Here is a 20,306-nt window from a genome sequence, read left to right on the forward strand (position 1 = left end):
GACAAGAAGCTCTTAAAGTCCCCCTTCTTAAGGGGGATTTAGGGGGATCTCCGGGTATAAATAGTGTTAAGTAAACCGTATTGACATATAACGGTTCTCAATCAAAGCTCAAGCAACCGGGTTTTGTCGAGATTGAGGGTTTTTGGCTTGTATTGGCTGAAAAACCCGGTTTCTGGCTGCCCATATCTCAGTCTTAAATTAGCAAATTTGTCGCCGCGTACTTATGAGATATTCCTAAACTAAAGCATTTAAAAGTGCTTGCAGTTTCAGTTGAATTTCTGCTAGTTCTTTATCGGGTTCGGAACCTGCCACAATTCCAACACCAGCATGAAGTATCGCCCGAGATCCATCGATTAAAGCCGATCGAATGCCGACAGCAAATTCGCCGTTACCAGTGCGATCGATCCAGCCCAGGGGTGCTGCATACAAAGAGCGATCGCAGCTTTCGCCGCCCCGAATTTGCTGTAGGGCGATATCCCTCGGTACGCCCGCTACCGCTGGCGTTGGATGCAGTTGGGCTAAAATTTTCAACAAGTGAATATCTGGGGGAATTCTTGCCCTGATGGGTGTCCACAAATGCTGAATGTTGGATAGTTGTAGCAGTCTCGGTAGCGGGGAAAAGTCGGGATGGATGCCGAGATGCAACAGGCGATCGACTATAAAGTCAATCACAGCTTGATGTTCTCGAATATCCTTTTCGCTGTTGAGTAAATCTTTGCCTAAATTACCATCTTCTGCTTCAGTTTTTCCCCTCGGTGCAGAACCGGCTAAAGCATCTGCGATCAACTGATTGTTGTGAATGCTAATTAAGCGTTCTGGACTGGCACCGATAAATTGCTGACCTTTGCCGTTACTGGTAGAAAACACGTAACAACCTGGATAGGTGAGGCGCAAGTTATTTAAGGAATCTATTAAACTAAAAGGGGTTTGGCAAATGACATTTATAGCTTGGGACAACACAATTTTACTGAAATATTTAGACTCGATTAATTCTAAAGCGGACTTGACAGACTTTTTAAATTGAGCCGCATCATTCACAGGAATTTGTTTTAAGGGAAGTAAGTTTGGGCTATTAATTAATTTGATGTATTTTTGAGAGGCAATTTTATTAAATTGTTTGCTAATAATTTCAGTAATAATTTTAACATTTATATCTCTATCTATTTTGGCATTGGCGACAATTGTACAGGTATCGTTGAGGCTAGTAATTTGCCATTTGGGTAAAAATATGGTACCGGGGGGAAAGTAAGAATTGGTTGCGACATTCTCATCAAAAAAGGCAAAGCTACAAAAAAAGTGCGGGCCGCTAAATGGCAAGCGTTCCGTACCGATGGTAATTGTCCGGGAAAGACTTGATTGAATAAAATTTTGAGCTATGCTAAATCGATCGCTTCCTGCTACTGTGAGATCGATCGCCGAATCTAGGGCGGCGATCGCAAAACTGTTGCCTGCAATCGGGTCTCTTTTTTCAAAATAAAAGTGTCTGTCATCGGGTGCGGCAATTTCTTGCAGTACCGCTAGCGGATCGACGGGGGAAATTTCCTGAGAAATACTAACTATTTTTGTTTGATCTTTTTCGGTTAAAGACTGCTGGCAATCTAACAGCAACTGATGCAGTTGATTGCGGTCTTGCAAAAGATTGGTGCGGTGCGGTATTACTGTCATGAAATCGAGAATAGCAGATTTGTCAGAAAGAGTGCGGTTTTGTCCCGCTATAATCCCTATTTCGATCTAACCACGCTCTGGCCGATCGCCAAACATGACCTTTGGAGTTTCCCGACAGTTTGGGCTCGCTGCGGGCAGAAAACAGACGAGCGCGCGATCGCCCGAAACATTTAGACATAAAACTTTAAGATTGAGAGGGCGAGTCTCGGCTTGCAGGCGATCGACCCCGCTCTTGTTGGCCGGCGGGCATTCCCGGGCGTGCCAGAACCCGCAAAGGCTATCAACGGATGCCGGAGGCGCACTCAAGCGGAGACTTAGCAGACATTCTTCACCAATAAAATTGTAAAATTACCAAGCTGCTATCAATTGCATCAAGTTTGTGTAATGACAACAAAGATAATTGAGCGTTCAAATAGTAAATTGTGGCTGGCGGCAATCAAGCCGCCCATGTACAGCGTTGCTGTCATTCCTATTTCTGTAGGAACTGCAATTGCTTTTGCCGAAACTCAAACGATTAATGCGTCAATTTTTTCGACATTTTTAATTTCAGCCATTTTAATTATAGCATGGCTGAATCTCACCAATGATGTATTTGACTCGGAAACAGGGATAGATAAAAATAAAGCACATTCCTTGGTCAACTTAACCGGAAATAAAGCTTTAATTTTCTGGCTTGCTAACCTATTTTTAGCAATCGGAGTGTCGGGAATCTGCGGTATTTCCTGGTGGCAAAAAGACCCAACAGTAATTTTGCTAGTAGTTTTGTGCTGCGCCCTCGGCTACACTTATCAAGGGCCGCCGTTTCGTTTGGGCTATCAGGGTTTAGGCGAAATTATCTGCTTTTTTACCTTCGGGCCGCTAGCTTTAGCTGCTGCTTATTACAGTCAAACTCAAACTTGGTCTGCTACTAATTTTGCAGCTTCGGTCATCGTGGGAATTACTACGAGTATCATCTTATTTTGTTCTCATTTTCATCAAATTGAGGACGATTTGGCGGCGGGTAAAAAATCACCGATTGTCCGAATCGGTACGAAAAAAGGTGTGCAGTTGTTGCAGTGGTTGTGCGGCAGCGTTTATGCTTTGACTGTGCTGTTTGTGGCGCTGCGAATGTTCCCAATTTGGACGCTGTTGATTTTTGGGAGTTTGTTTTTTGCGATCGACCTTTGCCGCCATGTCGCAGACTATCACGACCAACCCGCAAAGGTCAGCAACTCTAAGTTTATCGCAGTGACGCTGCATTTTACGAGCGGTTTGCTGCTGGCGCTGGGGTTTGTTTTGTAGTTTGGGCGATTATCGAGAATTTCGGTAAAATAGAACTATGGTTCGTAGTCAGGACTTTAGTCCTCTCTGCAAGATTTTAGTCAATAAGGATTAAAGTCCTGACTACAAACAGTTAGATATTGAATCACCAACAATGAGAATAAAATCATGAGTACGCCAGTAGAAACTAGCCCAATCCTGACTCTAGAAGAAATCTTTAGTCTGTATCCTGATGAGTGGGTGCTAATTGCTTACACTGAATTAGATGAGGATTTGAGTGTAATTCGAGGTAGAGTTTTAGCACACTCACCGGAACGCGATTTACTGTACAATAATGCTTTGTCAAGGAAGGGAAAATCAGTGGCAATAGAGTACACGGGCCCTATCCCTGAAAATTTAGTCGCTATGTTGTAACAGAAATGTCAAATTATCAAAAAGTTTATCGCTTGTTGCCTTACGGACGTAATTTGCTCGCGGTGCAAGCAACCATTGGTGGAAATAATGGTGAGGCGAATGAGTATCGGGTGCGTTTACTGGTGGATACGGGAGCCAGCTACACAATATTGCCAATTAAAACATTAGAGGACTTGGGTTACGATCCACGCAATCCTGTACGCAGGCAAGAAATCTTTACAGGCCAAGGAAGAATCTATGTTCCTGTAATTAATGTATGTTGGTTTAATTGCGTGGGTCAATTCATAGAAAACTTTGACGTATTTGCCCACGATATACCGCCGAATCTTCGTATAGATGGTCTTCTTGGTATGGACTTTCTCACTCGTTTTCAAGCCGTCATATCTGTTAGCGATGCGGAAATTAGATTTCAGTAAGTATGGAAAAATTCAAAAGTTATCAATTTCACTATTCGTTAACTGGCAACAAAAACCAGCAAACTATTCTAGTTTTGCATGGATTCACGGGCAACAGTCAAGACTTTAGCAGCGTGATTTCCTTACTCTCTAAAAAATATTGCTGTCTCGCAGTTGACCTTCCCGGTCACGGACAAACCAGAGTCAGCGGCGACGAAAGTTGCTACAATATGCCAAATACAGCCCAAGCATTGATCCACTTATTAGATGATTTACAAATAGACAAATGTTTGTTGTTGGGCTACTCAATGGGCGGGCGACTGGCGCTGTACATGACATTACATTTTCCTGAAAGATTCGATCAAGTCGTGTTAGAGTCAGCTTCTCCGGGATTGAAGACGGAAAAAGATCGATCGCACAGACGACAAGCCGATTCACAAACAGCACAAAACCTCGAAAATAGCAACATCAAAGATTTTATCTTAAACTGGTACGATCGCCCTTTATTCAAATCCTTAAAAAAATCTCCCAAATTCCACCAACTCATAGAAAGCCGCTTAGGAAACAATCCTTTAGAATTAGCCAAATCGCTGCGCAACATGGGAACCGGCAACCAGCCCTCTCTCTGGGAAAAACTCGCCCAAAATCAAATCCCTCTCCTGTTGCTAGCGGGAGAAGATGATGATAAATTTGTAGGTATCAATGCAGAAATTGCCAGCTTGTGTCCGGCTGCTACTCTCAAGATTATACCAAACGCAGGTCACAACATCCATTTTGAAAATATTGATAACTTTGGATCGGTTGTGAGACAATTTTATGATTAACGAGTATTCAGAAACCGGGTTTTTTACGAAAATCATTCGTTGTTACCGACAAATTAGGTAAAAAACCCGCTTTCTTTGGCCTTATTGATGATTAACGGGTAGTCAGAAACCGGGTTTTTTACGAAAATTATTCGTTGTTACCGACAAATTAGGTAAAAAACCCGGTTTCTTTGGCCTTCGTGACAATCGACTAAAAAGTAAATGCAATATAAATTTGAGTTTCGCGCCTATCAGCGAAAATTTAAGCGCCCGCTGCAAACAAGTCACGGTATTTGGGATATTCGAGAAGGAATTATCTTGCGACTTGTTGACGAAAATGGTCGAATTGGTTGGGGAGAAATTGCCCCACTGAGTTGGTTTGGTTCCGAAACTTTTGAGCAAGCTTTAGATTTTTGTCAACAGTTACCTGCTAATATTTCATCTGAGATGATTTTCGCGATTTCCGCTGAATTGCCTGCTTGTCAATTTGGTTTTGAGTCAGCTTGGGAAAATCTCAGCCAAGTAATCGAAAATACACTTCGTCAAGACAAAGTTCCGAAAAATCAATGTAGCGGTTTGTTACCCGCAGGTGAAACAGCTTTGCAGGTTTTACCAAGGCTTTGGTTGGAGGGATTTCGCACGTTTAAATGGAAAATTGGCGTTGCTGGAATTGAGGAAGAATTAACTATTTTTCAGCAGCTAATCGCAGCAATGGATGATTTGGGTCAATACGCTTGGGATAAAAAGACCCGGCGGTTGAAACCGCGTCTATACAAGCAAAACCCGCCGACGCGGGTTGAAGAACAAGCAGTTAAAATTACCTTGTCTTCTTCAGTCCGCGTCGGCGGACATCGTTTGACAAGACGCGGTTTCAACCGCCGTCTTATCCTTTTGCGCTTAGATGCTAATGGGGGACTCACCTACTCGGAGGCTGAAAAATGGCTGGAAGCCTGCGATAGTCTGACAGCAACACCAGACTTGGCCGTCGAGATTGAATTTTTGGAACAGCCGCTGGCGATCGCACAGTTCCCAGAAATGGTACGATTGAATGCTACCTATAAAACGGCGATCGCCCTAGACGAATCCGCCGCCAATCTCGATCGCATCCAAGAATGCTACAACCAAGGCTGGCGCGGAATTTTCGTCATCAAACCTGCGATTTGCGGTTCCCCATCGCAACTGCGAAAATTTTGTCAAACTCACAATATAGACGCAGTTTTCTCATCCGTATTTGAAACCAAAATCGGCAGACAAGCCGCCTTAAACTTAGCAACAAAATTATCTCTAAATAATCGAGCCCTAGGCTTTGGTACCGATAGATGGTTCGACGACAATCAAGACACCTGGTTACAGCATCTATGGCAGAAAATATAACAGTAAATATTCACGATATCCCGTTAGAATTGCCCGACAATTGGCTAATCGGTGGTGACAGCGGCGAATTTGCTCAAATTGTCGATCGGCAATTGCAACAAATCACCCAAAATCAATCACGAGAAACACCACCCAAAATTTGCCTCGCCGAACCAGAACCCCTGCAATTTCTTGCCAGTTTCATCGCCGCCAGCACCGCCAAATGCCAAATTTTCCTCTGCAATCCCAACTGGGTAAAACAAGAATGGGAACAAGTATTTAATTTAGTCCAACCAGACATAATTTGGGGAAAAACTGCTGAGTTAAAAAAAATATTTCCCCCTCTCCCAGTCCGCGGAGGCGGACATCGTTTGTGTGCCCGTAAACTCCGCGAATTCCGTTCACCCGAATTCCGTTCACCCGAATTCCGTTCACCCGAATTCCCTTCACCCGAATTTCATTCACCCGAATTCCATTCACCCGAATTCCATCATTCACCCGAATTCCATTCACCCGAATTCCATTCACCCGAATTCCATCATTCGCCCGAATTCCATTCACCCCAAATCGACAAATTAGCTACAATCATGATTCCCACGGGCGGTTCATCCGGAAAAATTCGTTTTGCAATCCACACTTGGGAAACACTAACCGCATCAGTCCAAGGTTTTCAACAATATTTTAATATTAAAAAACTTAACTGTTTCTGCATTTTACCCTTATACCACGTCAGCGGTTTAATGCAATTTATGCGCTCTTTTACAAGCGGGGGAAAACTGGTAATTGCGCCATTCAAAGCACTAGAACTAGGCGAAAGATCCGATATCGAACCAGAAGAATTTTTCACTTCCTTAGTACCAACTCAACTGCAACGGCTGCTGCAAAACCCAGATACAGCTAATTGGCTGTCCCGGTTTCGTAGCGTACTTTTGGGCGGTGCTCCCGCTTGGCCCGAACTTTTAGCCACAGCTAGAAACCATCAAATCAAATTAGCGCCGACTTACGGAATGACAGAAACCGCCTCGCAAATTGCTACACTCAAACCCGAAGACTTTCTCGCGGGAAATAACACTTCGGGTCAAGCTTTACCCCACGCGAAAATAACTATTCGCAGTGCAAGCGGCGAGATTTTGTGCTACAATAAAATTGGTAATATTGCGGTTGATGCTAAATCTTTAGCGCTGGGCTATTATCCAGAACAATTTAGCGATCGGCAATACTTCCAATTAGACGATTTAGGATTTTTTGATAAAAATAACTACTTAAATATCGTCGGACGCAGCAGCGACAAGATTATCACAGGCGGAGAAAACGTATTTCCTGCCCAAGTCGAAGCCGCCATTAAGAATACTAATTTAGTTGCGGATGTGGCTGTAATTGGCTTACCAGACAAAGATTGGGGCCAAGTCGTGACGGCTGTTTGGGTTCCCATTAATTCCGCAGTTACTGTCGAGAATTTGCAAGAGGCGATCGAAGATAAGTTGAGCAAATTCAAGCGACCAAAAAATTGGGTTGTAGTCGCACAATTGCCACGAAATGCTCAAGGAAAACTCAATCGAGAACAATTAGAAGAACTAGCAATCAAAAAGGTTGGTAGTGAGGACTTTAGTCCGCATAAATCAAAAAACTAAAAGGTTGGTAGTGAGGACTTTAGTCCGCATAAATCAAAAAACTAAAAGGTTCGTAATGAGGACTTTAGTCCGCATAAATCAAAAAACTAAAAGGTTCGTAATGAGGACTTTAGTCCGCATAAATCAGAGCACTAAAGTCCGAACGATCGAACCTATATCTATTAATCCACAGCTAACAGCCTTCTCGTCTTCTCAGCTTCTTGTCTTTGAAAGTCCACAAACTTCAACATTCGGTAAAGTACCTCTATTTGCGGCAAATTAATACCTGCTTTTTTAGCCACCCGCATCGGATTACCAAAAATCGCCTCAACTTCCAGAGGCCGCGATTCATCGTAATCAATTTTCATGCTAGTGCGGTAAGGCTTCATTTTCTCAGTGTAATCTAGCATATGCGGGATAAAATCATCGGGAATAATGCGATCGCAACTTTTGGCCCCCGCTACCACTTCCGCCATAATTTCCTTGACCAAAATCAGAGTATCCCGATTTGCCATCAGTTCGTCTGTTCTGGCATTCAAAATCACAGACAGCCCGTTATAAGGAATATTCCAAACCAGCTTTTTCCACCTAGACAATAGCAAATCTTCGCTCATTTTAATCTGAATGTGAGCGCGTTTAAAATCCCTGGCAATCTGGTGCAATCTATCAGTAATACCGATGGGCTTGTAGTCTTGGGCATATTCGCCAAGCGTAATCGTACCATAATCTAGATGGCAAATATGACCGGGGCTAACTTTATAAGAACACAGAAAACACAGCCCGCCCACCACTCGTTCTGCACCGACAATTTTAGCTACTTCCGGTTCGGTATTCAGTCCGTTTTGCAATACTAAAACCACGCCGTTATCCTTTAATAAAGGAGGCAAAAGTTTGGGCAATAAGTGATTTTGAGTTGTTTTCAAGGCTACAATTACTACATCGCACTTAGGCATTTCGTGCGCGTCGCGGTAGGCGCGCACGTGGGGGAGGGTGAAGTCGCCTTCGGGAGACTCCACAATCAAACCATGTTTTTTGACGCGATCGTAATCGCTGCGAAGCAAAAAATTAACTTCTAAACCAGCTTTTTGCAGTCTAGCACCGTAGAATCCGCCTAAAGCTCCCGTGCCGACGATGGCATAATTGCGATTTGTCATAAGTAGAAGGAAGAAGGAATTCGTCAGTAGTCAGTAGTCAGTAGTCATTAGTCATTAGGAAGAAGTCATTAGTCAGTAGTCATCAGGAAGAAGTCATCAGGAAGAGGGAAGTCGGAAGAAGGAAGAATGCTTCTTATAGAACTGGTTTTTCAGTCCTCTATATTTTATGTTTAATTAAGTGGAACTACTTAATATAAATAAGTCAGAACAACTTTTAAACTAAACAAAAATTTGACTGTTATTCCCTGCTATTATTTAAATATTGAAGTTATCTAAAATCTAAAATCTCAACTCTCAAATTGCCTCATCCACTGCATTAAGTCTTCAGATAGCTGTGTTTTGGTTCTGCTAACTGCATCGATGCAGACGTGCTTCGTCAATGCTTTCGCCGAACTTCTTTCTGCAACTTCTCCAGAAAATACTTGATAGGCAATTTCAAATTCATCGCCAGCAACTTGTTTGGGGGTTAGTTGAATCGTCAACCCATCGCCCGCAAACAGCGGGCGATAGAAATCTACACTAGCATGAATTATGGGAAACGCAACCTCTCGATCGCTGAAAAATGCTTTGAGATTGATGCCTGATGCTGCTAGAGATGCCTCGTAAGCTTCGTGACACATTGCCAAAACGTTAGCAAAGTAAACGACTCCAGCGGCATCGGTATCTTGAAAGCGCACAGTGCGGGTGTAAGTAAAAGGCATTTGAGGTAGTAGCGGGCGATCGCCAATTAAAGCTAAATTTTACAACTATCCTATCCGTAAACCCGCTGTTTAGGAGAACCATCTGCCTCGCCAGCAGGCGCAAACTTTGTATGTTCTCAAACTCCTTCTCCTCCTCCTCCTCACTTTTTCCCCTGCTTATTTAACCTTTGTTTTTAATCAACATTACGTCTATAATTTTCAGCGCAACTTCTTCGGAAAGATCCAATGCACAGTAAAGATCGTTCAAAAGTTGTTCTTCTTCTTCTGAAACCTCGCCATCTGCTAAAGCGATATCAGTTGTCACAGCAAAAACTGTTTCTTTAAGTTCGTCGGGAAGCGTTGCCAAAGCCGCATTAAACAGTACCTGAACCCCTTGCCGTTGCAGAATGTTCAGAAGGCGATCGAGCATTTTTCGCATCACGTCATCCGGATAGCTGCGGAACAGTTGCATCCGAGATAGCGTCATACTAATCGCTTTACTTTCGTTCTCGTTGATGTAACCGTCGGCTGCTACAGCAATTAGCGCGATCGCCGCAAATGCTTCGGCAGGCCCTAACGTTACGTCAGTTTGTTGGCGAGTCTGCGATACTTTGTCAAATAAACCCATGATATTTTCCTCATTATTTAGTAGTGAATTCATGGAGTCCCGAGCAACTCGGGCTTTCAAGGTTTTCGTCGGCATTTCGATAATTATATCAAATCTAGTTAGTTATTTATTATCAAGAAAATTATGAAAAAATTAAGATTTTTTATTGGGCGATTGGGCGCTGCAAGGGCGGGTTGATTCCGAGCCTGAATTGCCTGCGATATCTCAGGTAAAACCCGCTCTGGCAGCACCGAGGAGCTACTTGTCAAACAAAGCTAAATCTGAAGAGAGGAAATCAACAAACTGCCGTGCAGTGCGCCCGGAGCGCCCGTTGCGGCGAGTTGCCCATTCCTTAGCGCGGTGTTCCAAATCCTCAGGAGCGAGTTTAATGCCAGCTCGTTCTGCCAGATGTCGGACAATTGTTAAATAAGTGTTTTGATCCGCAGGTTCAAAAGTTAAAGTCAAGCCAAAGCGATCGCTAAATGAGAGTTTTTCCTGCACTGTATCCCAAGCGTGAACTTCATCACCGTCGCGGGGGCGAGGCCTGTCATCAAAAAACTCTCGAATTAAATGCCTGCGGTTAGATGTAGCGTAAACTACCACATTTTGAGGGCGGGCGGTGACATTTCCTTCTAAAACAACTTTCAGAGATTTAAAAGCATCATCGTCTTCCTCAAAAGAAAGGTCATCGACAAAGATAATAAACTTTTGAGGAACTCCGCGCAAATTATCGACAATTAGGGGCAAATCTTGCAAGTCAGATTTAGATACTTCAATCAAGCGCAAATTGCGAGAGCCAAATTCATTTAACAGCGACTTCACCAAAGAAGACTTACCCGAGCCGCGGCTCCCGTACAGCAAAACGTGCAAAGCCGGATAACCAGCTAGCAAAAATTCTGTATTTTTCACTAAAGCATCGCGCTGCCAGTCGCAGCAAACCAACTCTTTCAAGTTTATGCGATCGGGATGCGAAATACCCGACAATTGCCCGGATCGCCACGCAAAAGCGCGATATTCGGCAAACAAACCCGTACCAAACTTGCGGTAATATTCTGACAAAGATTCGGCAGCGCTCGACCATTTTTCTAGTTGATCGTGCAGCGGTTGGTCGGCTGGTTGTGCGACTGTTTCCGAATCCCAAATCGGAGGAACTGCGTCAAGTTGACCTGCTACCCGCACCCATTTACTCAACTGCTCGCCGCTGCATTCGTAAAGATTTTGCAGCACTTGTAAATCGTGTCTGACGGCCTCCACCAAAGCGGGCGGCAAGCTCGCAAAATCCGTTTGCTGGGCTTGGCGAGAAAAAGGGTTTTCGTCGGTAAGAATTTGCGAAATCAGGAAATTTTTCCAGCTTACATTTTTAGCAGCCTGAACTTTGAACAAGTTTCCGTAAGCTACCTGACACTCCGAACCGCTGACTTCGCTGTGGTGCAGGGCTTGCAGCAAGTCGATAAAAGCTTGACCTGCGGGGCTTTTAAGAACTGATTGATACAGCAGCAGGGATGCTGCTTGGCGTTGGAGGTAACGGATTTGGGCGATCGCAACAGAAGTTAGGGCTGACATAAGACCAATTGTATAACAGTTAGATATTCTGACTGGGTTTAATAAATTTTCTAACAATTCGTGACTCTAGTTGCAGGTCTCGCTGTATAAGTTGAGATGCAAAGAGTGAAATTTCGAGGATTAAAAATGAGTATAGGTACAGCAGCGGCGATCGGCTACGGCGTTTTAACACTGGTTGGCGGCATCATGGGTTACATCAAGGCCAAAAGCCAAGCCTCGCTGATTTCTGGCTTGATTAGCGGTTCGCTGCTGATTTTTGCCGGCACCGCCCAACTGATGGGACAAACTTGGGGTTTAACATTAGCAGCAGCTATCTCCGCTGTTTTAGTAGTAGTTTTTGTTTTACGGTTGGTCAAAACTCGCAAGTTTATGCCCGCTGGAATGCTGATTTTAGCTAGTTTGGCGTCTTTGGGGGCGATCGTTTACGAACTCAGCGGTCAATCAATGTTAGGTTTTTGATTTGAGATTTGAGATTAACTCCAAAGCCTTGACGGGGAGCTTAAATTAAAGTCAAGCGATTTTAGATTTTAGATTGACTCAACAGCCTTTACTAGAAGTCTGAACTAAAATCTAATTTTGTGTGTGTGTCCGTGACTTAATTTTTTGCCCTGCACAGCCTTTCTCAGAAACAGTGCGGCACGCTTACATTTTGCCTGGGTAATGCCACTCCTGGACGCATGAGTACCCACAAACCAGGTTTTTTAACTAAAATCTCACCCAAAACCCAGAATCTCGCTCAAAAAACCCGGTTTCTTGAGCCTGGTTTTGTAGCCAATGACCAATGACAGTTGACAGTTGATAGTTGATAGTTGATAGTTGACAGTTGATAGTTGACAGCTTGCGAAAGAGAAGGGTTGACCGCTTGACCGCTTGACCAATGACCAATGACCAATGACCAATGACCAATGACCAATGACCAATGACTAATGATTGATAACTCCATCAATATACTCCTGAACTTCCTTCAGTTGCTGCCGTTGGTATTCCATCCAATCTTTTTCCGCCGCTCGCTGTTGGGCTGTCTCTTGCTGGTACCGCGCCTGCTTTTCTAAAAAATTATTGTAGAACATTAGCGCTTTTTCAACTGTTTGAATTGCTAGGTTGACGCGCTCCTCAAAAATTTGTAAAATCAAATTATCCATAATCGCTCCAATCACCTTACAAGACTCTTCAAAATCGATCGAACTGATACCCATTTTGCTTTTGTGAACCAGAGTTTCTACAGGAATTTTCAAGGTTTCTTTAAAAGTCTTGCCATAAGACTCAGGTAAATATTTCAGGGGTTCGGTAAACTTCGACACAATCTCGCCCCCTATTGATTGCAGTCGTTCTCTAAATCTCGATTGATTGTGGAGGTCGAAGCATTCTATACAAAATTCTATTTTTTCTATATCAATTGTTTGTAATTCTTTAAAAATCAAATTAAGTTCATTTTCCACAATCAAAATCACTCGTTCAGCCTGGTAGTCTACCTCATTCCGCAACTCTTTGTGCAAATTATCTTTTTCAAAAAAACCGATAGTATCTCTTTTAAATACTTGTTGGTTTTTATCCCACAAAAACCACTGATTTTTTAACTTGGTAGCCTTGTCGCTCCACGATTTGCGAACTTTAACAATAGCATCAGATTTGCCCTGTTTTCCTAAACTGCGAATTCTCACATCGCAGCCGCTTAGTTCGCCAATTTGCTCCCACACATCAACAGCAGAGGCTTTAGCAATTCTCGGCTTGCTATTCCAGACATCCTCCGCCTGAGATACATCTTTGAAACATACCTGAACTAACCCCTTGAGTCTGAGGGCCGATTGCTTGATTTCCTCAATACAAGGTTCCACATCTAGGCTGAGGTGGGTAGCTGACTGTTTAATCTCCACGGATTGATATTCGTCTGCTAGTAGTCGATCGCTAAACTGGGTAATAGCCTGGAATACTTTGAGATACTCATTCATTTCCTTTGATTCCTCCTTTCCCTAAATAGCATACAATACACAACATCTACCTTTTTCAATGCAAACAGACTCACAACATGGATTATCTGTTCACCCCTGCAACTGGGGATCGACTCAATACTGGCAGTCTGGTACAGCCTGCCACGAAAACAGGAAAATTGCTCCCTGCTGCTAGAGATCCGGTGACAGGGGAGTTTGTGGAGATTGCAAAAGTCTTTTATCCATCAACAACTGCAACTCTATCCCATCGCGGAGTTCTAGGATTGCTCGCACAGTTAGCCGGAGGCGGCCCCCTACAGCCGTTGGTGGCTCCCGCCTACGTGACAGCGGCGCCGTTGCAGCTTGCTCAAACTCATCAGGGGTTTCAAAAAATATACAGAATGCTCAACTGTCTGAAAATTAATTTGGCTGTGATGCAAGCGACGGCTGCTGTCATTGGTATTGGCACTGTATCGAACACAGTTTTGTCAGCAGTAAACCTTGACCAAGTATTAAAAATCAGAGAAGAGGCAAAGCACCAGAAGCTAAAAATTAAAGATGGGTTTATCGATCTCAGACACATCCTCAAAGATCGTGGAGTAGACGTGATCCAGCAGATTTTTAAGGTGGCTCACAACTCAAATTTTGAAATGTACCGCCAGAAACTGGTTAACGGTTACGATATTTTTTCTAAAGCTATCAAACGCTGCCAGTCAGCCCTGACAGTGCCGGATATCAAACTTCGGAATTCCGAAATTAATAGCGGGCGGGATATGCTGTTTGAGGCTTTAAAAATTTATGATAATCCGGGTTTGTTGGAGGGGCTGTGTTGTGCCGCACAGCTCCGGCAAAGAGAATGTGTTTGGGCGATAGAGCTGGCGATCGGCGTCACGTTTCAGTTGCAGCGCGCTTATGATATGGTGAGTTCGCGCCTGAAAGAACTGCAATCAAAAATTCGTCAAGATATTCTAACTGTTGTTAAAGGATGTCAGTCGCAATCAGAACTAGATTTTTTATTTCCCGAAGTTACTAGAGTTCTCGGTCATGACTTAAGTGTCATTGAGTTTTGGCAAAATGAGGTTGATTGGATGCAAACTTTGTCTGCAAAAGACCAGCACCAGTTAGCTAGTTTAGATAAAGTCAGCGGCGATAATTTAAAAACTAGCATTCACACTACATTTGCGGTAGTAGCTGCGGAACCTTCGCTTTATGAAAATTTAAAGCAAAAGTCTCACTTCCTATCCTTGCGCGACCAGCTAGTCTTCGCCGTGTCGCCAGAACTCCGCCGCGGATATGAATTTTATGTTTGCCAGCAGGCGATCGCCAGTGGCTATCCAGCTTTAGCGACCTCGAACTGGCAAGAAATATCTGATTTAACTGTGACTAACCTCTACTACTTTTTTCAAATCCGAGAGGACTCAACTGCAAATTTTTCCCTTGAAAACGAAATAGAAACACCTGATTGGCACTTTCCTAAATCCTTAGAACATGAGCTTAATTACTGTAATTAAATGAAAGGCGATAAGTATTCGTAGGGTGCGAATCATGATTAATCCCTAAATTCTCTCGAATTTGCCAGTGGCGACGCACCGACAATCGCCCGTGGAAACAACCCTAGAACTTACTGAGCACCAATAATTATTGTGTATCATACTTTTTGTAAATGGTATAAGGTGCGGATCTGTGAGATTGTCAATATTTAGCTAGGGATTGATCGCACAGATCCACACCCTAGGAGTGATGAGATTGGACGTTGGATAAAGTCCACGCTTTCTTAAGCTGGCACTCATGACAAATGACAAATGACAAATGACGGCAGGACTTCAGATTACCTGAGCCACAATTTGATAGTATTGTCTTTAGAACCGCTAGCAATTGTTTTGCCGTCGGGACTAAAAGTCACCACATAAACCTCATCGGTATGTCCTGTCAAAGTATTCAGCAATTCTCCAGTAGCAAAGTCCCAAACTTTTATAGTTTTGTCCTTGCTCCCGCTGGCAATAAAATTCCCGTCCGGGCTGATAGCAACCGAGACAACATCGTCAGAATGTCCCTTAATCGAGCGAATTAAATCTCCTGTTTCGAGATTCCAGATTTTAATACTTTCATCGTAGGAACCGCTAACAATTGTCTTGCCATCCGGGCTAACAGCAACGGATCTTACCGCGTCGCCGTGTCCCTCAAGAGTTTTTAGCAACCTCCCCGTTGCTACATCCACAATTGTAATTTTTTTATCCTTAGAAGCGCTCACCAAACTTTTGCCATCGGGAGTAAAAGCAACAGAATAAACAAAATCTGTATGGTCGGGTAAATTTTGAAGCAAATTGCCAGTTACGGCATCCGAAATTTTGGTGGTTTTGTCGCCGCTGCCGCTAGCAACGAGTTGTCCGTCGGGGGCGAGAGCGACTGACCAAACAGATGCCCTGTGGTCGAGAGTGCGAGTAACTTGCCCTGTTTTCAAATCCCACAGCATGACTCTCCAAAAACCTGTTCCTGTCGCAAGTTTGGTGCCGTTAGCGTCGAAAGCAACCGACCAAATTGTAGAGGAATCTCCGGGGAAAGTGCGGATCGATTTGCCTGTAGCTAAATCCCAAATTTGGATGGTTTTGTCTTTGGAACCGCTGGCTAACATTAAGCCGTCTGGACTGAAAGCAACAGCTCCAACTGCATCTGAATGCTGAGCGAAGTTTTTGACTTTGGCGTTTTTCCAGCGCCGACCGCCCCCGCATTTTTGCTGTAAGTTTTGAGCGGAGGTATAGCTGGTAGAAGTTGGGGCAATTGTTGGGATTTGGCTGATGCAGCCTTCATAATTGCTGGCTGTATAAAGAGATTCAATTTGATTTAGTTGTTCGGTTTCTTGCTGCACTCGCTGCTGCCTTTCTTGCCATTTGAGATATCCGTAAATGCCGCCGATCGCAGTTAAGAGTGCTGCAATTGTTGCTCCGGCGAGATAAGGATTGAATTTGCGAGGTAATGAGGGAACAATTGCTGCGCTGCTGGTGCTGGTGTTCGCGATCCTCTCCGTTGGCTGCGCTAACGACAAATCGCCTTTTCCGTTGAGATGTACCTCCGGGGATACGGCCGGAATTGCGTGCACTCCCAGTGGAAGAGCGCTGCTGGCTGGGGGCGGATTGGGGTTGGGGTTGCGGTGTCCTTCTAAAACTATGGCGATCGCCTTGTACAATTTACCAAATAAAGATTTAGGTACGACTAATTCTTCGATTCTGGCGGCATCTTCGTCGGTAAGCCCTAAAACTTGCTGCAAACGTTTTAACTCTTCGCGAGTTTCCACAGAAAAGGGATATTCTTGCTGCATGGCTTCTTGCAGCGATTGTTCGTAGCGTTCGCCTTTTTGCCTGTATTTGCGGTAAGGGTTCAATACCTCGTCTTCGATCGCCTCTGATTCTTCTGGTTGCAATTCTAAACTGACGCGCAATTCTTCCAATATTCTCCGACCGACGACTGTAATGTCACCGCGACTGCTACTGCGCCGATCGACTTCTTCGCGATAGATTGTCAGCTTGGGGATTCGCGCGCGCGATCGATCGCCAATTTTGCGCAAATCTGCCAAAGCCTCCGCCGCCGACTGGTAGCGCTCCCGAAAATCGTAGCGCACCATATTGTCCAAAACATCGGACAGCGCTTGGGAGCACGTGGTTAAATGGCGCCAAACAATTTCGCCTCGATTAGAATTTTTCAAATCCCGCAGTTTCGGCAAATCGTAAGCCGGCAAACCCGTCATCGCTTGGATACCAATCATTCCCAAAGCGTAGATATCGCTGTTAAGCTGCGGGTTGTATTGAAATTGCTCGATCGGCATATATTCCAGCGTACCGATCCGTACAGTTACGGGCGCTTGTCTTTGGGCGATGTGAATTTCTTTCACCGAGCCAAAGTCAATCAAAACTAACTTGTTATCCGCATAGCGCCGGATTAAATTTGCTGGTTTAATGTCTCGGTGAATTACTCCCTGGCCGTGGACAAACACTAAAATTTCTAACAGTTCCTTCAGCAAAGGAATAATTTTTTCTTCTGTTACCGGTTTCCCCGGCACAATTTCGGTGGATAGCGAGTGACCGGCAATAAACGATTCTACTAAGAAAAATTCTTCGTTTTCTTCAAAATAAGCAAATAGCTGAGGGATTTGGTCGTGTTGACCGAGCTTTTCTAGAACTTCTGCTTCTTTTTGAAAAAGACGGCGCGTAGTATTAATTAATTTCGGTTCGCTGGTACCGGGACGCAGGTGCTTGACAAAGCACTGGGGTTCCCCGGGGCGGCGAGTATCTTTGGCCAGATAGGTTTGTCCAAATTCTCCTGTTTCTATGACTTCAATGATTTGATAGCGTCCATCTAAAAGTTGGCTCACCATGATAATAACTTAGTTGCTCCTGGGCAATGGGCATTGGGCATTGGGCATTGGGCAATGGGAAGAAAGCTTGCGCAGGGCATTGGGCATTGGGCATTGGGCATTGGGAATTGGGCATAGTTTTTTCTTTCCTTCTTCCGACTTCCATCGGACTTCTTCCTTCCTTGTTCATTATTCCTGACCTCCGCTACATCCGCCCTTACGAATCCGTTGCCGAACTTTCTGACCTCCGCTACATCCCGTACATTGCCCGTTGCCGAACTTCATTCAACATCTGCCATACTTTATCTTTTCAACATCTGCAAAGCTTGATATCCCAAAAAGAAAAAACCCAAAGCTCCGAGTACCGCGATCGTGTCCGCCAACACATCGACTGAAACAAATTCGCCCATTGCAAGATCCTCTGACAACTGATATTTATCCTCGGCTTTTCGGTCGCTGACTGGGCGAGGGGTCTTGCCCCTTGCTGCGGTAGAGCCGAAAGATGCTCACAAATTATAGCAAAGGAGATGCTCAAAATAACTTTTTGGGCGATCGACTAGCTTTTTGTTTTAATATTTTTTAATATTTAGACAGACAAATTGTGCACGTAAATTTTGAGGTCAGTTCGCTTTGATATTGTTAACCCTGGTAATTTTTTCTCTCATCGTAAGTAGAGCTTACACCAAGAATTTGCGCCAATCGGTCAAAAATGCGCCTCGAACCGACAGCAGTGCAGCGAGGCCCTCTGTCGAGCGATCGCCCAAAGTTTCGGTAATCGTACCAGCATACAACGAAGCTGAGAATATTCGGGATTGCGCGATCGCCATTTTGGAGAGTACAGCCCAGTCTGCTGACAACCTAGAGGTTTTGATTGTAGACGATCGCTCCACAGACGACACCAAGGATCTCGCCCAAACTCTGCAACAAAAGCTGAACGACCCCCGCCTCAAAATATTAGCAGGTGAGGCGCGACCTACCAACCAATATTGGGCGGGCAAAAACTGGGCCTGCGCCCAAGCTGTGCCGGAAGCAACCGGGGACTTCCTATTATTTATCGATGCCGACGTGCGGCTGAAACCGGGGGCGATTGAAACCGCTATCGCCACAGCCGAAACCGAGAAAATAGACTTGCTAACCTGTATGCCAGCGCTGGTTTGCGAGTGTTTTGCCGAGTGGTTGGTGCAGCCGTTAATGTTCAATCACCTAGCAGTTTGCTTCGATTTTACGGCGGTTAATGATGCGGCAAAAACAGACAGTGCTTTTGCGGGCGGCCCATTTATGCTGTTTAGGCGATCGGCTTACGAAAAAATCGGCGGACACGAAGCAGTTGCCGGCGAAATTGTGGAAGATGTGGAATTAGCTAGACGCATCAAGCGTGCGAATTTAAAGCTCGCACTTTATTCCGGGACAAATTTGGCATCCGTGCGGATGTATCGGTCTTGGAGCGCATTGTGGGAAGGCTGGACAAAGAATTTGTATCTCGGCGCTAACCGCAGTTGGGGTGCGATGTTTTATATGGCCGCAATTATGTTCTTTCTTTATCCGATGCCGTGGTTGGCATTAGGTATTTTGCTGGCTAACGGTGAAGTTGCCAACCTAATTACTAATCATCAATTAGCAATTAACAACTACCACTTGCCGATTACCTTGTTAACTATTTGTTTATGTGCGATCGTAATTTGGTACCATTACACTTTGCGCCGTTTGGGTGCCGAAATTTCTGACTGTTCGACGAAATACTGGTGGTTGGGAGGTTTGGGAGGTACGTTAATTGCGGCAATTGCGATCGGTTCTGCGATTAAAACCGAAACCGGTTGGGGATGGACTTGGCGGGGGAGAGCTTTGCAAATCAAGACTTAATAGAAATTGTAGCGATCGCATTTCGAGATATCTCGGGGCGATCGCTTTTTTGAAGAATTGGCTAACAACTTAGATTTTGATAAGTTCTATATAGTACGGTAGAATCAAAATACCTGAGTCAGACGAGGCTTTAAGCTTATGTCTAACTCAGGTTATATATAAAATTATTTTTAAAATTAAAATCAATCGCATGACAAATAACTTAACTACAGGAAACCCCTATAGAAACACACTTCATTACGAGTATCCCCAAGACATACCTGAGTCCTGTGCCGATATCGTAGAGGAACTGCGGACTAAGGCTCAAGATGTTCGATCGACTCATATTAAAAAAATCGATTCTGGTAATACTGCTGCTGCGAAACTAGAACTCGCAACAGGTGGAGTTTATAGAAAAGACGCTACGAGCAAGAAAAAGCCTATCAATATTCCCGGCGAAAACAATGGGCCACAGTTGCTGTTTGAGCCAAGGATTGATAGAGCATCACTCAATAATAATTACAACGAAAAACACGCTGAGTACAAGCTCTTCAATGCACTTGCAGAAGACTTGGAAGGAGATAGTGTACCTTCGGATGCGACAGGAAGGCTTTACCTCTACACGGAGATGCAGATGTGTTCTGGCTGTAACACTACTTGCGATGAAGACTTTGGTAGATTGTTCCC

At 44.3% G+C, this 20,306-nt stretch carries 17 protein-coding genes; 10 read left to right on the forward strand and 7 right to left on the reverse strand.

Annotated elements, in window-relative coordinates:
- Window positions 1-234: 234 nt before the first annotated feature.
- Complete coding sequence (locus QT974_RS11785; protein ID WP_333468663.1) at window positions 235-1,665, reverse strand: isochorismate synthase; 1,431 nt, start codon at window positions 1,663-1,665, stop codon at window positions 235-237.
- A 384-nt stretch (window positions 1,666-2,049) separates the two neighbouring features.
- On the opposite strand from QT974_RS11785, the gene menA reads away from it, so the two are divergent.
- From menA to QT974_RS11815, 6 genes are all read left to right on the forward strand, one after another.
- Window positions 2,050-2,946, forward strand: a complete 897-nt coding sequence (gene menA, locus QT974_RS11790; protein ID WP_333468664.1) for a 2-carboxy-1,4-naphthoquinone phytyltransferase — start codon at window positions 2,050-2,052, stop codon at window positions 2,944-2,946.
- Window positions 2,947-3,093: 147 nt separating this feature from the next.
- On the forward strand, window positions 3,094-3,339 hold the full coding sequence (locus tag QT974_RS11795) for a hypothetical protein (RefSeq protein WP_333468665.1): 246 nt from the start codon (window positions 3,094-3,096) through the stop codon (window positions 3,337-3,339).
- A 5-nt stretch (window positions 3,340-3,344) separates the two neighbouring features.
- Window positions 3,345-3,755 (forward strand): retropepsin-like aspartic protease family protein, encoded by a 411-nt coding sequence (locus QT974_RS11800; RefSeq protein WP_333468666.1) that lies wholly within the window; start codon window positions 3,345-3,347, stop codon window positions 3,753-3,755.
- Window positions 3,756-3,757: 2 nt separating this feature from the next.
- On the forward strand, window positions 3,758-4,558 hold the full coding sequence (gene menH / locus QT974_RS11805; RefSeq protein ID WP_333468667.1) for a 2-succinyl-6-hydroxy-2,4-cyclohexadiene-1-carboxylate synthase: 801 nt from the start codon (window positions 3,758-3,760) through the stop codon (window positions 4,556-4,558).
- A gap of 201 nt (window positions 4,559-4,759) precedes the next feature.
- The gene (menC, locus tag QT974_RS11810; RefSeq protein WP_333468668.1) at window positions 4,760-5,911 is read left to right on the forward strand and encodes an o-succinylbenzoate synthase; all 1,152 of its coding nucleotides are present in this window, start codon (window positions 4,760-4,762) and stop codon (window positions 5,909-5,911) included.
- Complete coding sequence (locus QT974_RS11815) at window positions 5,896-7,521, forward strand: 2-succinylbenzoate--CoA ligase (RefSeq protein ID WP_333468669.1); 1,626 nt, start codon at window positions 5,896-5,898, stop codon at window positions 7,519-7,521. Before menC ends, QT974_RS11815 begins: the two co-directional genes overlap by 16 nt.
- Window positions 7,522-7,682: 161 nt before the next feature.
- Here the strand turns inward: QT974_RS11815 and QT974_RS11820 are convergent, their stop codons facing one another.
- From QT974_RS11820 to QT974_RS11835, 4 genes are all read right to left on the reverse strand, one after another.
- Entirely contained in the window at window positions 7,683-8,654 is a 972-nt protein-coding gene (locus tag QT974_RS11820; RefSeq protein WP_333468670.1) for a putative 2-dehydropantoate 2-reductase, read from the reverse strand.
- Window positions 8,655-8,941: 287 nt separating this feature from the next.
- A complete protein-coding gene (locus QT974_RS11825; RefSeq protein WP_333468671.1) occupies window positions 8,942-9,355 on the reverse strand; it encodes an acyl-CoA thioesterase in 414 nt (137 codons plus the stop codon).
- 160 nt (window positions 9,356-9,515) lie between these two features.
- Entirely contained in the window at window positions 9,516-9,962 is a 447-nt protein-coding gene (locus QT974_RS11830) for a tellurite resistance TerB family protein (RefSeq protein WP_333468672.1), read from the reverse strand.
- Window positions 9,963-10,199: 237 nt separating this feature from the next.
- A complete protein-coding gene (locus tag QT974_RS11835) occupies window positions 10,200-11,504 on the reverse strand; it encodes an ATP-binding protein (protein WP_333468673.1) in 1,305 nt (434 codons plus the stop codon).
- 126 nt (window positions 11,505-11,630) lie between these two features.
- Between QT974_RS11835 and QT974_RS11840 the strand changes: the two genes are divergently transcribed.
- Window positions 11,631-11,963 carry a TMEM14 family protein gene (locus QT974_RS11840; protein WP_333468674.1) on the forward strand — a complete coding sequence of 111 codons (333 nt, stop codon included), beginning with the start codon at window positions 11,631-11,633 and terminating at the stop codon, window positions 11,961-11,963.
- A gap of 464 nt (window positions 11,964-12,427) precedes the next feature.
- Here the strand turns inward: QT974_RS11840 and QT974_RS11845 are convergent, their stop codons facing one another.
- Entirely contained in the window at window positions 12,428-13,453 is a 1,026-nt protein-coding gene (locus QT974_RS11845) for a hypothetical protein (protein ID WP_333468675.1), read from the reverse strand.
- A gap of 77 nt (window positions 13,454-13,530) precedes the next feature.
- Between QT974_RS11845 and QT974_RS11850 the strand changes: the two genes are divergently transcribed.
- Window positions 13,531-14,943 carry a hypothetical protein gene (locus tag QT974_RS11850; RefSeq protein ID WP_333468676.1) on the forward strand — a complete coding sequence of 471 codons (1,413 nt, stop codon included), beginning with the start codon at window positions 13,531-13,533 and terminating at the stop codon, window positions 14,941-14,943.
- A 317-nt stretch (window positions 14,944-15,260) separates the two neighbouring features.
- Here the strand turns inward: QT974_RS11850 and QT974_RS11855 are convergent, their stop codons facing one another.
- Window positions 15,261-17,801, reverse strand: coding sequence for a protein kinase domain-containing protein (locus QT974_RS11855; RefSeq protein ID WP_333468677.1), 2,541 nt, complete (start codon window positions 17,799-17,801; stop codon window positions 15,261-15,263).
- A 609-nt stretch (window positions 17,802-18,410) separates the two neighbouring features.
- Here QT974_RS11855 and QT974_RS11860 point away from each other — a divergent pair.
- Complete coding sequence (locus tag QT974_RS11860; RefSeq protein WP_333468678.1) at window positions 18,411-19,640, forward strand: glycosyltransferase; 1,230 nt, start codon at window positions 18,411-18,413, stop codon at window positions 19,638-19,640.
- A gap of 190 nt (window positions 19,641-19,830) precedes the next feature.
- Window positions 19,831-20,306, forward strand: a 476-nt coding sequence (locus QT974_RS11865; protein ID WP_333468679.1) for a hypothetical protein, incomplete at its 3' end; no start/stop codon positions are given.

This window comes from Microcoleus sp. BM001215392, from assembly GCF_036700185.1.
Classification (GTDB): domain Bacteria; phylum Cyanobacteriota; class Cyanobacteriia; order Cyanobacteriales; family Microcoleaceae; genus Microcoleus.